This is a genomic window from Psychrobacter sp. Cmf 22.2, assembly GCF_001921745.1.
Taxonomy (GTDB): domain Bacteria; phylum Pseudomonadota; class Gammaproteobacteria; order Pseudomonadales; family Moraxellaceae; genus Psychrobacter.
Map to the genome: position 1 here is coordinate 55303 of NZ_MRYA01000004.1, position 15450 is coordinate 70752.

The window sequence follows — 15450 nt, forward strand, 5'->3', positions numbered from 1 at the left end:
CAGTTCTCTTAACTTAAGCCAGCGCTTATCAAGCATTGTATAAAAAAACCGCTTAGCTTAGGCTGGGCGGCTTTTTCTTTGTTATAAGCAATCTGTCTTTTTATAGTGAACTTCTCAGTCGAGTCTTTGGAACATTGATGGTTTGGTCATAGTATTCAGAATTATAGTACACGGAGATTAGGCAGCCAACGTATCAGCCATACCAAACACATCAACCACCAAGCTGATTTAAGGCCAACGCCAATATCAGGCCAACACTCGCACTGATACCCGCCCAGTGGTTGCCGCGTTTAAAAGCAGTTGGAAACACTTCAGTCGCTAGAGAAGCAATAACAGCCCCAGCAGCGAAACAATCGATAGCACTAATAATCTCTTCATCAACGCCCTTGAGCAGCACCTTACCTAAGATAGCAGCAAGCGATAACAAAACAGCAGCACCGATCCAAAGCATGAGCACTTTCTTGTTACTTTTGCCATTTTTGCGCATCTCTTTGGCACCGCCAGCCGCTTCTGGAAGGTTGGACAACAAGATAGAACCTGCTAATGCAGCGACTTGCATTACGTTGCCGCTTAAGAGTGATACGCCTAGCGCCAGATTTTCAGGCACCCCGTCAAGTGTGATGGCAGCCAATAGACCACCACCGCCCTCCGAGTTGAGTTTTTCATCAATCAAGTAGTCAATACCTGTAAATACGATGGCGCCTAATAAAGTGAAAGCCGCTGTGATCCAAATTCCGCTATCAGTCACGGCTGGTTGTAATAGCTCGATTACCACTGATATCGTCAGTGCGCCGCCTGCGACCGCCAGCAAGTTGCCTTCAAGCCAGCTAGGTAGTCGCCCATACAACCCCCAAAGCGCCCCGACGATAAGGGCACCTGATACAACAATGATTACTGCAAACACTAACATAATTTACCTCAATATTTTTATACACCATTGATAACGGCTAATGGTTTTGGTGTCATTAGAAGTTGCGTAACAAAAACGTAAGGTTTGTTCTTTAATCTATGTGATCAGTAAACACGCTAACCAAAAACCCCAACTAACCGAAGTGTAGTTGGGGCTTTAATTATTACTAAGACTGGTCTAAAAAGTCTTGTTTCTACATAAACGGCAAATTAACGAATATTTGCAATACTGTAGCGTTGACGATATCGACAAAGAATGCACCAACCATTGGCACAATTAAGAACGCCTTATACGAAGGCAGGTAGCGATCGGTGACCGCCTGCATATTTGCAATCGCAGTCGGCGTTGCTCCCATACCAAAACCACAATGTCCTGCTGACAAGACAGCGGCATCGTAGTTTTTGCCCATTACCTTAAAGGTTACTAGGTACACATAAATAATCATAATCACCGTTTGTACGATTAAGATAATCAGTACAGGTCCTGCCAAATCAGTCAGCTGCCATAGTTTTAGTGACAACAATGCCATGGCCAAAAACAGGCTCAAAGAGGCGTTACCTAATACATCGATGGCACGGTCAAACATCTCAAAGTTAAAAAATATCGTTAGTACGTTGCGAATAATCACACCGCCTGCTAACGCCCAAACGAAGGTAGGCAACTCAAACCAAGTATCGGCTGCAACCAATGTCATGGTTTCTGCAAACGCCAGTGCACCGGCAAACAGTGCCAAAGTTTCAATGGTAGAGGACGCAGTAATAAGACGAATGTGGTCAGGTCTTTCAAAGATTTCTTTGTCATTTAAAATGTCGTCTTCGTCGTGCTTGGTACTATATAGTGACTGCGCACCTGTTACCTTTTCAATATCACTTGGACTTTGATTGTAGGGAGTTGGCTCTATACCAAGCTTTTGGATCAAACGACGAGCTACAGGCCCACCGACTACGCCGCCTGCGACTAGACCATAAGTTGCAACAGCGATACCTAGAGTCGTTGCACCGACTACGCCATATTGCTCCTCTAAAGTAATGCCCCATGCGCCTGCTGTACCATGTCCACCAGTAAGCGCGATAGAACCTGTGACCAACCCAAGTAAAGGGTCAAGTCCAAGAGCACTCGCCATCGCGACACCAACGATATCCTGCAAGATAATAAAAACGGACACCACAATGGTGAAAACTAATAATGGCGTGCCACCTGCTTTGAGCTTACTAAAGTCAGCACTCAGACCGATGGAGGCAAAGAACATCAGCATGGTTGCCGTTTGCAATCCTTGGTGAAAGTTAAAGCTAAATCCCCAAAATATATTTAATATATAAACAACGACTGCAGCTACTAAACCACCTGCAACTGGTTCTGGAATATTAAAATTCTCTAAAAACTTGATATTCTTAACCAAAAACCGCCCTAGCAATAGTACTAAAGTGGCTAATATCAAGGTGTAATAGCCATTTAAAGTAATTTCCATAGATCAATCCTTTTTCTAAATATAAATTAACCTAAATTTGGGACAAAATTATATTTATCTTAAATTTAGGTTTTGTGATAATTAGCGACTAATCCTTGTCTCTTGTCGGCACAACCACCCAAAGTTGCGGCTTGCCGAAGTCCTTATAGGCATCTTCAACGATACCTTTAAAAACGTTAAAGTCCTCAGTGTTTATGTTCTCTACCTCAGCCAAATTAAGCTCTAGATACGCAACTTCACTATCTGTCAAACAATCCCACGCACTATCCCAGTTATGAGCAAAGTAGCTGGGAAAATCGCACGCTTTGGCTAAGCTGATCAAAAGGGTGTTTTTATCAAGCGTTTTACCGATTGGGATGCTAACAGCCTGCTTAGGAATGCTGTCACTTAGTGCTGCACTGCTTTGATCAATAAAATAAATGGCTTGGCTCATATTAATTTACCTTAAGCTTTCGAAAGCTGTCGTAATGGTCGATGGTCAAGTAATAGACGGTAGGAGGGTTGCCCCCAGTGACAATACGCCGCGCTCCTCGATGAGACACCCCAGGCGTGGGTACTGTGTACTCGCGGTAGTACCCTTGGGACTCGGCAGGCAGTCTGCCTTCACGATTATAAAAGGTAGTACCGTCTTTATTCGGATACGGAAAAGGCCCACCTTGTTGAATCAGCGCAATGGTTTGGTCTACCTGAGGGTCGCCTGTGATAGCGCTTGTATCTGTCTCAACATAAGAAGAGGTTGACGTAGTATTAGATGGAGCATCACCGAGTAACGCAGGCTTTAATTCAGTATAGCCAAAGAATATAACGGCAATAAGAATAAGTACGCTAAGAGCAGTTGATTTCCAGCTTTTATTGCCATGCCTCTGATGTTGATTGCTAGAGGTATGATGGCGGTTACGGCTACTCACGCTACTTGGTCTCCGGCCGTCGTTCTGATTACTTTGGTTTGAATGTACTGACGTATGTTTTGATCTTGACGTACTCTGCTCGATACTCAACGAAGCATCAGTCACCTTAGTTGCTCTCAATTGACTTTTATCGTTACGTTCACTATTAAAATAGACTCGTTGACCTATAGTGATTGGTTGTGACAACCTCACTTTACTGACATGAAAGAAGACATCTTCATTTTGCTCATCGACATCGATAAAGCCATAGCCTTTATCGATGTTATAGTGCTTGATTTTGCCACTTTGCATAAGGCCACGTTCCTATATGGTTTTTTCGTTATGTTGCAACCTGACTTTTATCTTGGTTTTTTATTGAGTAACTGATTTTTTATGGCCCATTTACCATTAATAAAAAAACGCCAGCAATTAAGCTGACGTTTTTTTGTGGATTATACTTGAGGTTACGCCATAAATGGTAGGTTAAGGGGTAATAAGTTAACAAGAGACAACAAGTTAAGCGCGCGTCTCGCCATGTCCATAGACAATCCACTTCTGTGAAGTTAAGCCTTCAAGACCTACAGGGCCACGCGCGTGAATCTTGTCGGTTGAGATACCAATCTCTGCGCCTAAGCCATACTCAAAACCATCTGCGAAACGGCTAGAAGCATTGATCATGACACTGGCTGAGTCCACTTCACGGATAAAGCGCTGCGACTTAGTATAGTTATCAGTAATGATGACATCGGTATGATGGCTGCCATGGGTGTTGATATGTTCAATGGCTTCATCAATGCCTGACACGATTTTAATCGCTAAAATAGGCGCTAGATATTCAGTATCCCAGTCCTCATCAGTTGCAGCCGATAGATGACCTTCGAGCTTAGCATTATCACTTAAGATAGCTTGCGCCTTGTCATCGAGACGTAGTTGCATGGCGTCATCAGCTTGGATAATGGCTTCAGCAATCTGCGGTAATAGCTCGTCTGCAACTGTATCATCGAGCAATAACGTCTCCATAGTATTGCACGTGCCATAGCGATGCGTTTTAGCGTTGACGCTGACATCGATGGCGATTTTTGGATCGGCATCGCTATCGATAAAGGTGTGGCAATTGCCATCTAGATGTTTGATTACAGGCACTTTGGCATCATTACTGATACGGGCAATCAGACCTTTGCCACCACGCGGTACAATGACATCGACATATTCAGTCATGGTAATAAGTTCACCAACAGCGGCGCGATCTGTGGTTTGTAATACTTGCACGCTATGCTCAGAGAGGCCAGCTTTTTTTAGGCCCTGATGAATACATTTCGCGATTGCTTGATTGGATTCAAATGCTTCTGAGCCGCCGCGTAGAATAATGGCGTTGCCTGATTTTAGAGCTAAAGAAGCAGCTTCTAAAGTAACGTTTGGACGCGACTCATAAATCATGCCAACGACGCCAAGTGGCACGCGCATTTTACCTAGATGAATACCAGATGGACGATAGGTCATGTCTGTGACTTCACCGATAGGATCAGGTAGTGCTGCGACATCTTTTAGGCCTTGGAGCATGCCCTCAAACCGATCTTCATTTAACTCTAGGCGATCTAGAAGCGCTGTTTCAAGGTTGTTTTTTTGACCGTTATCCATATCGATTTTGTTAGCAGATAAAATATCTTGTTTTGCATCAACTAATACATCATGAATCGCTAACAATGCTGAGTTTTTATCGCCAGTATTAGCAGCGGCAAGCGTACGCGACGCTGCACGTGCTTGTTTGCCGACTTGTTGCATATAAGTAGCGACGTCTGCGGTATTTGATTGACTCATAAAAGATTTTCCTTGTGTCTGTGGATGAGAGTTTTTCATTAATAATTGAGTATCGTTGGCCAGAGTTTACGTTTTATCGGACTCACAGCGTTATGCTATTTAACATAGAGGAGTTACAGTCGATAGTAAAGATGAATTTGTGAACAGTAACTGCCTTTACTCAGCAATTCTTGTCACTTATGCTGACTTTATCAGTTTTTATAAACATAAGAGTTAATTCAAAATACTATCTATTTGTAAGAGTGTTAACTCAAAATAATAATACAAAAAACTTAATACGTACGTGGTTACGCACTTTTAACATAACTGTGCTGTAACTACTAAGGTAGTGACAAGCGGTTATCAGTATAGTTGAGTACTAAATCACCAAGCATTTACTAAACTCAATAATCACTGAATGCGTTTAGAAAATTTTCGAATCCTACCAGTGCCAAAGAGCCGCGGAGAATTAAAATGAAGACCATGAAAAAAACCAACACAATAGAGACAACAATGCATAAACCAATGCTCAAAAAGTGGTTGTTTGCTTCGTTAGCAGCATCTGTTTTAGCCTTAGGCGCTTGTGCGGACAATGAGACACCAGTGAACGAAGATGAGACAGCTATGGATGCTCAAGCAGAAGTGGAGCAGGGTGTCACCAATGTAGACGATGACACTGCCATGGCCACCAGTGAAGATACAGCATACGCTTCGGATGATATGCCTAGCGACGCTGATAGTGATATGATGAACAATGACGTTGCCATTGCTACGGCTGATGAGTCTGAAGTAGCTGACGAATCTGAAATACTAGATGGTAGCGAATCAGAAGAACATGTCTCAACCTACTAATTTTAACCTATCAAGTCATGAGTAATAAGCTTATAGAGTGTCTATTACTTGAGCTAGTAGTTGAACTGACTATTACTACCTTTGTATAACAAACGCTACTAATAGATGTGAGCTCAGATATGCCAATGCTATCTGAGCTGTTTTTATGGGTAAAGAAGCAAGATGTATCAATCATAAAAAACAGATAGAAAGTTTGCCTTTTGGTCCTGTTTTAAGCGACAATGTGGCGCAATAGCCCTATAAAACTTATTAGTATCATTTTAAGTTATTATGACGCTTCTCCCTTTATTTATTTTTATTGGAAATCTGCTAACCCATGCTTGAGACTGCCGCAAACTCGACTCGCCCTATTGCCTTAGAGTTACAAGATCTTCATAAAAGCTTTGGCTCATTGGCTGTGCTCAAAGGTGTATCGTTGACTGCCTACGATGGCGATGTCATCTCTATCTTAGGATCTTCTGGCTCTGGTAAATCGACTTTACTACGATGTATTAATCTACTTGAAAAGCCCACGCAAGGACATATCAGTGTTGGCAATGAAGAGCTCATGCTAAAGCCAACCAAGTCCGGTGAGATGCAGGCGGTAGACAATAAGCAGCTCGACAGCTTACGTGCCCGTGTGGGTTTTGTCTTTCAAAATTTTAATTTGTGGCCACACAAGACAATTCTACAAAACATCATTGAAGGGCCAACGCAAGTATTAAAAATTAAAAAAGAGCAAGCCATCAGTGATGCAGAGAAACTGCTAGATAAAGTTGGTTTGCTTGACAAAAAAGACGCTTATCCTGCCAACTTGTCAGGTGGTCAGCGTCAGCGTGTTGCTATCGCTCGTGCACTTGCTATGCAGCCACGCGTATTGTTGTTTGATGAGCCAACTTCTGCGCTTGATCCTGAGCTGGTCAATGAAGTGCTGACCGTTATGCGAGACTTAGCAGAGGAGGGACGTACGATGTTAATTGTCACTCACGAAATGCGCTTTGCTCGTGAAGTCTCAAACAAAGTGGTGTTTTTACATCAAGGTGTGATAGAAGAGATAGGCACACCTGAGCAGGTATTTGATAATCCCACCTCAGAGCGAGTCAAAGAATTTATGGCATCGCACAATCAAAATTAATTATTAAAAATACCCGTCAACTATTATCTATCGCGCTATGTTTTAACCTTATGTGTTAACTTCTCAGACAATCAGTCACCTTACCACTATCTGACATTGACAAACTAACAACGTCAGATAGTGGCGATGTCAAACGAACATCGAGCATGTTTTTTATCCTCATTTGATGCTTTATTACTCGATAATGACAGTCAATATGCAAAACGTTTGTTTTTGATATTTGAGTGAGGTATTATCGAGTTGTCTATAAAATGTCAATACTTGTTATTGTATTTATATCTGGCAAGGATGTCAGACGTTAAAACAACACAAATTTTTATCGAAAATTTATTAAAAAATGAGGAACGTATGATGTCGAACTCTCGCCTATTGTGGTCGTCGATGACCATCACCGCGGCCATTGCGCTTAGTGCTTGTAGTCAACCTGCTAATGAAGCCGCTGATACTAGCGCTGATGCACCTGCGGCAGACGCGACTGGTAAGACTATTCGTATCGCGACTGAGGGCGCTTACCCTCCTTTTAACTATACCAACGCTGATGGCAGTTTGGCAGGTTTTGATGTCGATGTTGCCAATGCTTTGTGTGAGCAGATGCAAGCCAACTGTGAGATCGTCGCTCAAGACTGGGACGGTATCATTCCAGGTCTATTGGCGCAAAAGTACGATGCCGTGGTCGCAGGTATGTCAATTACTCCTGAGCGTCAAGAAAAGGTAGATTTTACTGAGCCTTACTTCGCTAATACCATGGTATGGCTAACTGATACTAATGGCAGTTTTGATCCAATGGCAATGGAAAACCTGACATTAGGTGGTCAACGCTCAACGACTCCAGGCGCTTATCTACAAGATAATTATGAAGGTAAAGACGGCAATACAGTTCAGTTATACGATAATTATGACAACGCCTATTTAGATCTAAAATCAGGCCGTAGCGATGCAGTATTGGCTGAAAAAGTATCGGCCAAATCGTGGTTGGCAGATAACCCTGAAGGCTTTGGTATTGTTGGTGATGAAATAGATAACAACGACAACATTGCCATCGCTGTACGTAAAAACGACTCTCTTAAAGATGACTTTAATAAGGCGTTAAGTGAGATCCGCAGCAACGGTGAGCTTGCTCGTCTTGAACAAGAAAACTTTGGTCAATAAAATTCTGTTTTAGAAATAAGAGAGTAGCAATTATGACAACATCTATCGTAAGTAAAGCCAAATGGTTGGCACCGCTTAGCGCTGCTATGCTGATGCTGGCTGGCTGTAACAATAGTACTGCACCAGAAGAGAATGCTGTGTCAGATACTGCAGCTTCTGATGCCCCTATCAATGTAAAAATCGCCACCGAATCAAGTTATAAGCCGTTTAGTTACACAGATGCTGATGGCAAACTTATCGGTTATGAGATTGAATTGGTCGATGCGCTATGTGCGCAAATGAAAGCTGAGTGTGAGGTAATCTCTCAAGATTGGGATGGTCTTATTCCTGGCCTTAATGCACAAAAATTCGATGCGATTATCGCTGGTATGTCAATCACGCCTGAGCGTAAAGAAGTGGTAGATTTTACGGATCCATACTTTCATACTGGCATTATCTTGATCGGTAAAAAGGGCGACGATATCAGCGTCGCTGATCTAAAAGGGCAGCCTGTAGCTTCGCAGCGCTCAACGGTCTCATCACAGTATTTGCAAGACGAATATCCCGATGCTGACATCAAGCTTTATGATACTCAAGACAACGCTTATCTAGATCTGACATCAGGTCGCTTACGTGCCATGATGTCAGATAAAGTGACAGGCATTGATTGGCTAAAGACTGAAGCTGGTCAAGACTATGAAGTCAAAGGTCAAGAGATTAGTACTGAAGAAGATGCCATGGGTATTGCCTTTCGTAAAGGTGATCCTCTAGTTGCCAGGTTCAATGAAGCTTTGGCTGAGCTAAAATCCAATGGTGTCTATGACCAGATTACTGGTAGCTACTTTGGTACCAGCACGACCGCTGCTGCTCAACAAGCGGCAGCAACCGATGGTGTTGAAAAGGTAGTCGTCGTGGACGAAGGAAATGTCGATGCCAATGCTATGATTGCTGAAGAAGAGCAAGCAGAAGCAGCGACTAACTAATAGCGCATGTAATAAGTAATATCTGAGCTGTTTGTCTTTAGTAAATACCAAGGATGATTATGAGCAACCATTTTGTCCCCGCGATCGCAATGGCGAATATGTCTATCGTTAGATCGATTAAAGTGAATCGTTTATCCACCCCTTTACTGGCGGTGGCTGCTGTCTTTGCATTAGCTGGTTGTAGCAATAGCCAAGACAGTACTGATAACGTTGATGCAACAGCTGCTGAGACAACATCAGCTGCCGAGTCAGGTGAGGTATTACGTATTGGTACTGAAGGCGCTTATGCACCTTTTAACTATACCAATGCAGACGGGACGCTCGGCGGTTTCGATGTCGATATGGCCAATGCTATCTGTGCTGATATGCAAGTCACATGTGAAATTACAGCGCAAGATTGGGACGGTATCATTCCTGGTCTAAAGGCTGGCAAGTATGATGCGATTGTAGCCGCAATGTCTATAACGCCAGAGCGCGCGCAACAAGTTAGCTTTACCGATCCCTATTTTAGCAATACCTTGGTATTTTTGGCCAAAAAAGACAGTAGCTTTGATCCAAGGCAGAGTAGTGATATCAATACTCACTCTATTGCCGCCCAGCGCTCGACCATCTCTTCACAGTGGTTAGAGGATGCTTATCCAAAAGCCAATATGAAGTTATATGATACGTTGAGCAATGCGTTTTTGGACTTAGGATCAGGTCGTGTTGATGCAATGATCTCCGATAAACTGCCAGCGCTAGAATGGTTAAGCTCACCATCAGGTAGCGGGTATGTGATCAAAGGTGATGAGATCGATATCGACGATAACTTTGCAATCGCTGTGCGTCCTGGCGATGCTTTGCAAGCAAAAATTAATCAATCATTGGCGAACCTAAAAGCTGATGGTACTTATGATAAGCTCAATCAAAAGTACTTTGCTATGCCAAGTGTGGTAACCGATGAACCTATCGTAGATACTGCTACTCAATAGAGGTATCTTGCTCTAATGATTTATAAGCCAACCTCAAAATACTTATCTTATTAGTCAAAAGGATATTGCCAGACCGGTGATATCCTTTTTATTTTGTCGATGGTCTTCTATCGTAATATGTGCAGAAACACCTGCCAGTTATTAAAGATAACTGTAAACTGACTGTGCAGTCTTGCCAATTTATCCTAGTAGTAGGGATTTTGACAGTAGGAATGTTCATTTATAGATAGGTTTTGCTTATGAGCAGTAACATAGAGCTTGCCGATTATGATAAAATCACGGCGCATTTCTACCGAGTCAATCAATCATCGTCTGTGCGCAAGTTTAAATGCATTGCTGCTCTAGAAAATATAAGACGATTGGTACTGATTCTTTTAACTAACATTCTGCTAACTTGCTAATATAAAGAGACTGAGTGGACAACTGTGTTTGACTTACAAGGATTTGGCGCGCTCTTATTGAGCGGCGCAACCGTCACTATCAAGCTTGCCTTGACCAGCTTAGTTATAGGCATGGTCCTCGGGCTTTTGGGTGCGACTGCTAAGCTGTCCAAGGTTTGGATACTACGCAAAATTGCGACTGTCTATACAGCCACGATGCGCGGTATTCCTGAGCTACTATTGGTGCTGTTTATATATTATGGCGGCTCTATACTGCTGATGAGTATACTCAAAAATTTTGGTTATAACGACTATATTGAGATCAGTGCGTTTTGGGGCGGGGTCATGGCCTTATCTATTGCCTTCGGTGCTTATGCGACCGAAATTTTACGGATGTCTATTCAGGAGATTCCAGTAGGTCAGAGTGAGGCAGCACAAGCAGTTGGGATGCGTCCTTTTCAGACGTTTTATCGGATTACTTTACCGCAAGTATGGCAAATTGCCCTACCGGGTTTGGGTAACTTATTTTTGGTACTGCTAAAAGATACTGCTTTGGTATCAGTCATTGGTCTTAAAGATATTATGTATCAGTCATCCCGAGCCGCTCAGTCAACCCAGCAGCCTTTTACGTTTTATATGGCAGCAGCGATAATTTATTTAGGGCTGACGATGCTCATCACAGGCTTTATGATGTGGCTTGAATGGCGTGCTAACCCAGCAGCACGCTATGCCAAAAAGCTTAGCCGTCAATCGACCACAGGGTAGAGGAGAGATACTCATGGATTGGAATTGGCAGGTTATTTTTGATCATATCCCAGATCTATTGGGCGGAGCGGTATTAACTGTACAACTGGTCGTAATTTCAGGCATCATTGGACTGTTTTTAGGTTTGATTTTAGCGTTATTAAGACTGTCCAAAAGCTGGATGGTGCAGATCATACCTTTTTTGTATATTTTCTTTTTTCGTGGTACGCCGCTGCTGGTACAGATATTTTTGATTTACTATGGTCTTGGCCAGTTCGAATCCATACGTGATTCATTCTTGTGGGAGCCAGTACTTAGCCAAGCTTATTGGTGTGCCATCATTGCCTTTACGATGAATACGAGTGCATATCTTGCCGAGATTATTCGTGGAGCCATTCAAGCTATTCCAGTTGGCGAGCTTGAAGCTGCTGATGCGATTGGTATGTCGAAATGGCAAAAGCTCACTCGTATTACTTTGCCGCGAGCATTTGGTATTGTGATTCCAGCGTATAGTAATGAAGTGATTTTTATGCTCAAAGGTAGTGCCTTAGCATCAACGATTGCGCTGATGGATATCACTGGGGTAGCCCGTACTATCAGTGCCCGTACTTATACTTTGATGGAATTATTCTTCGCTGCAGGTGTCGTCTACTTACTATTATCATGGGTGATTTTATTCGTTTTTGGCAGGTTTGAAAAACGCATGAATCGTCATACCAGCTACGTACCACCAGATGTCGTGACACGCACTATCCCATGATACAAAACCATGTTTTTATTACGTAGATGATTACACATTACGATAGAGCGATTGATTAACCACTATTAAAAGATAATAATAAAAAATAGTGAGGAAAGCTGCTTGGTAAATAATCGTACGACTTCCTTTTATAGTGAGAACGCATCATGACTGAATCCCCCCATGTTTCTTTGATTAATGACATCGTTAGAGAAGATAATGAGTTTAGTCTAGACGATGATACCAGCGCTAATAACAAGCGCAATTTGATAGGTAAAGTCGTCTGTGTCGGTCGTAATTACGCCGCCCACGCCACTGAGCTTGGCAATGCTGTTCCAACGCGTCCACTACTATTTATAAAGCCTGCTTCAAGTATCATCTCTTTATCAGACGCTATTCCTAGTAGTATCCGTGATGTGCCCCGCGAAAAAGTATATCCAGTACATTATGAAGCAGAGTTCTGTATTCGTTTGGGTCAGGATTTGAAGTCAGCTTCGTTAGAAGAGGTTGTCAGTACTACTGGTTTAATTGAAGCAGTCACGCTAGGGCTAGATTTGACCCTGCGAGACTTACAAAGTGAGCTCAAAGAACAAGGCCATCCATGGGAGCGTGCAAAGTGCTTTGATGGAGCATGTGTGCTCGCTGACTGGGTCGATCCGCTGGCATTTGGCGACTGTAGCGATGTGCATTATCAGCTTTATATTAATGATGAGCTTAAGCAAGATGGTAATAGCGCGCTGATGTTATTCCCCGTTTATGAGTTACTTGCCGAGATTAGCCATGCTTTTAGTTTGCAAGCAGGTGATGTGATTATGACTGGCACGCCAAGTGGGGTTGGTATACTGCATGCAAGCGATGATTTAAAGTTGGTATTGGGCGCGCACGAGTGGCAAGCGCGAGTGCAATAGCGTTACTTTAAATATAAGTTTAAATAAAAATTTGATGTCTGAAAATACAAAATCCTGAGCCAATGCTTGGGATTTTTTGTTTAAATAAAGCCTGTTATTTAAATGTCATCGTATCGTCATGAAAGTTCAATAGACTCAAGTGTAATCCGCATTTTCGTAGTGTTAATTATAAAGCTGCGACTGATCCCATTTATACTAATCCAGCCTAACAGCAAGGTGACTGACAATGACATTACTAAATGATAAGCAAAATCTTGCCCACGAAGTTGTTGAAGATTCCAATCCTACTCATAATACTGACTTTCAAAGCATTATTAATCGTCGTCTTAACCGCCGTAGTATTCTAAAAGGAGGTACAGGATTGACAGCTGCTGCTTTTTTTGGCGCACTTCCTTTAGTCGGATGTGCTGACGATGATGAAAGTAGTATTGGAAGACCGATTGTCAATAATAATGCTGCTATCCCTGCGCAAGGTGACTTAAAGCGTCCTGATACTTTAAAGTTTAAAGCAGTCGCACACTCCACTGCCGAAACAATGAGCGTGGCAGAAGGTTATAAGGCCGAAATTATTTTGCCACTAGGCACGCCATTAATTTCTGGCATTGATGATTGGAAAGACAATCGTGAGCAGTCCGCTGAGTCGTTTGATTGGCGCATGGGTGATAACCATGATGGCATGTGGTTCTTTGGCAAAAAGGGTCATGGATACGATGCCAAAGCATCAGAGAATGGTCTGCTAGTCATGAATCATGAGTACGTGAATAGTGAGGAGCTAAGCCCGTTTGGCTACCATGTAATCCAAGATAATAATGCTGCACCTATATTCAAAAATCGCCGTCTCGCCAGTGATGTGCGCCGTGAAGCCAATTGTCATGGTGTGGCGGTAGTTGAGATGACTCGCCGTGCGGATGGCATAGGATATGAGATGGTGCTCAATTCAAAATACAATCGCCGCATTACTAGTAGTACTCAATCGCAGTTAGCGGGGCCGGTTGCGGGCTCCGATTTGGTCAAGACCAAGTTTGATCCGACAGGCTTTCAGACTCGTGGAATCAATAATAATTGCGGTGCAGGGCTATCGCCTTGGGGTACGTATTTGACGACAGAAGAAAACTTCTTAGGCGTCTTTGCCCGTGGTCAAGATGCCAGTCGATTAACTGCCGCACAGAATTATGGTCGTAAGCGTTATGGTGCAACAGAAAACTTTGCCAGCTCAGGGTATTTATGGCATACCCCAGAAGCCAAAGACGCCAAAATCTCTGATGAATTTTCCCGCTGGGACATGACAGCTGTCGGTGCAACAGCGACTGACGATTATCGCAATGGTTTTAACACCTTTGGTTATATCACCGAAATTGACCCTTTTGACCAACATTCTATGCCACAAAAACGTACAGCGTTGGGTCGTTTTGCTCACGAAAACTGTGCCTATGCACCTGTTGAGCAAGGCAAACCAGTGGTTTTTTATATGGGTGATGATGCTCGTGGTGAATATATTTATAAGTTTGTCTCCAAAGCCTTGTGGTCAAATAAAGATATAGGGGCGGGCTTAAAAGCTGGTGACAAGTATATGAATGAGGGCACGCTATACGTTGCAATCTTTCATGACGATGGTAGTGGTGAGTGGCAGCCGCTGGTTCATGGTCAAAACGGACTAGATGCCTCTAATAGCGTGCTGCTCTTCAATGGACAGGATGACGTTTTAGTGTTTGCGCGTGCTGCTGCTGACACGTTAGGGGCAACCAAGATGGATCGTCCTGAATGGGTAACGGTCAGTCCCATTACTGGTGAAGTTTATGTGACGTTGACTAATAATAAATATCGCGGTGAACGTGATGATCAACCAGTGTCTGCAACCAACCCGCGCAGTTATCAGGCTCGTGGTAAAGCGCGCGGTAATGACAATGGTCATATTATTCGCTGGGCAGAAGCAGGAGGGGATCATGCGGCAATGAGCTTTGAGTGGGATATTTATCTATTTGCTGCGCCGAGTGCTTTGTCAGCAGAGAACTTATCGCAATTAAATGATAATAACGATTTTTCTTCGCCAGATGGTTTGTATTTCGACCCACGTGGGGTATTGTGGATTCAGACTGATGACGGTGCTTATACCGATACCAGCAGTTGCATGTTGCTCGCAGCACTACCGGGTAATGTCAGCGATGGCACGCTCAAAACTACCTCGGCAGGACAACAAACTCGTGTCGGTATGAGAGCAAATAATGATAATATCAAACGTTTTTTTGTCGGTCCTGAAGGCTGCGAGGTGACGGGTATTACCCTAACACCAGATTTCAAAACGTTATTTATTAACATTCAGCATCCTAGTAATACGTGGGGTGCAGTCGCTGGTGGCAGTACTCCGCGCTCAGCTACGGTCATGATTACTCGCGAGGACGGAGATGTGATACTGGCAGAGTCGTTTGCAACGGATGTGAGAACGACATAGAGGGTGAGTTGTTCGTATTTATTGAAGATGAGTATAGTAAGCTTATGTGACAGTATAGAGGTTTTGTTTATCTGACATAGCAGATACTATGAGTAGGTACTCTTATCACCAGATACATCA

The 15450-nt window shown here is 43.1% G+C and carries 14 protein-coding genes; 9 read left to right on the forward strand and 5 right to left on the reverse strand.

Going from position 1 to position 15450, the window contains the following annotated elements; genetic code table 11:
- Nucleotides 1-211: 211 nt before the first annotated feature.
- From BTV98_RS08915 to BTV98_RS08935, 5 genes are all read right to left on the reverse strand, one after another.
- Nucleotides 212-910: a ZIP family metal transporter gene (locus BTV98_RS08915; RefSeq protein ID WP_075103427.1), complete on the reverse strand. Its 699-nt coding sequence runs from the start codon at nt 908-910 to the stop codon at nt 212-214.
- 193 nt (nt 911-1103) lie between these two features.
- Nucleotides 1104-2378, reverse strand: coding sequence for a sodium/glutamate symporter (gene gltS / locus BTV98_RS08920; protein ID WP_058368084.1), 1275 nt, complete (start codon nt 2376-2378; stop codon nt 1104-1106).
- 88 nt (nt 2379-2466) lie between these two features.
- Nucleotides 2467-2811: a barstar family protein gene (locus BTV98_RS08925; protein ID WP_058368085.1), complete on the reverse strand. Its 345-nt coding sequence runs from the start codon at nt 2809-2811 to the stop codon at nt 2467-2469.
- A gap of 1 nt (nt 2812) precedes the next feature.
- Nucleotides 2813-3577, reverse strand: coding sequence for a ribonuclease domain-containing protein (locus BTV98_RS08930; protein WP_075103428.1), 765 nt, complete (start codon nt 3575-3577; stop codon nt 2813-2815).
- Between the two features lie 204 nt (nt 3578-3781).
- Nucleotides 3782-5083 carry a glutamate-5-semialdehyde dehydrogenase gene (locus BTV98_RS08935; protein WP_058368086.1) on the reverse strand — a complete coding sequence of 434 codons (1302 nt, stop codon included), beginning with the start codon at nt 5081-5083 and terminating at the stop codon, nt 3782-3784.
- A gap of 453 nt (nt 5084-5536) precedes the next feature.
- Here BTV98_RS08935 and BTV98_RS08940 point away from each other — a divergent pair, with 453 nt between their 5' ends.
- The 9 genes from BTV98_RS08940 to BTV98_RS08980 all read left to right on the forward strand — a co-directional run bounded on the left by BTV98_RS08940 (nt 5537) and on the right by BTV98_RS08980 (nt 15330).
- Nucleotides 5537-5914, forward strand: a complete 378-nt coding sequence (locus BTV98_RS08940) for a hypothetical protein (RefSeq protein WP_143505728.1) — start codon at nt 5537-5539, stop codon at nt 5912-5914.
- A gap of 316 nt (nt 5915-6230) precedes the next feature.
- Nucleotides 6231-7028, forward strand: coding sequence for an ABC transporter ATP-binding protein (locus tag BTV98_RS08945; protein WP_058368088.1), 798 nt, complete (start codon nt 6231-6233; stop codon nt 7026-7028).
- A gap of 348 nt (nt 7029-7376) precedes the next feature.
- A complete protein-coding gene (locus BTV98_RS08950; protein WP_178379374.1) occupies nt 7377-8177 on the forward strand; it encodes a transporter substrate-binding domain-containing protein in 801 nt (266 codons plus the stop codon).
- Nucleotides 8178-8209: 32 nt separating this feature from the next.
- The gene (locus BTV98_RS08955; protein WP_075103429.1) at nt 8210-9139 is read left to right on the forward strand and encodes a transporter substrate-binding domain-containing protein; all 930 of its coding nucleotides are present in this window, start codon (nt 8210-8212) and stop codon (nt 9137-9139) included.
- A 59-nt stretch (nt 9140-9198) separates the two neighbouring features.
- A complete protein-coding gene (locus BTV98_RS08960) occupies nt 9199-10110 on the forward strand; it encodes an ABC transporter substrate-binding protein (protein WP_058368091.1) in 912 nt (303 codons plus the stop codon).
- A 425-nt stretch (nt 10111-10535) separates the two neighbouring features.
- Entirely contained in the window at nt 10536-11255 is a 720-nt protein-coding gene (locus BTV98_RS08965; protein WP_058368092.1) for an ABC transporter permease, read from the forward strand.
- A 13-nt stretch (nt 11256-11268) separates the two neighbouring features.
- A complete protein-coding gene (locus tag BTV98_RS08970) occupies nt 11269-11994 on the forward strand; it encodes an ABC transporter permease (protein WP_058368093.1) in 726 nt (241 codons plus the stop codon).
- 146 nt (nt 11995-12140) lie between these two features.
- On the forward strand, nt 12141-12881 hold the full coding sequence (locus BTV98_RS08975; protein WP_082637951.1) for a fumarylacetoacetate hydrolase family protein: 741 nt from the start codon (nt 12141-12143) through the stop codon (nt 12879-12881).
- 226 nt (nt 12882-13107) lie between these two features.
- A complete protein-coding gene (locus BTV98_RS08980; RefSeq protein ID WP_075103430.1) occupies nt 13108-15330 on the forward strand; it encodes a PhoX family phosphatase in 2223 nt (740 codons plus the stop codon).
- Nucleotides 15331-15450: the final 120 nt, after the last annotated feature.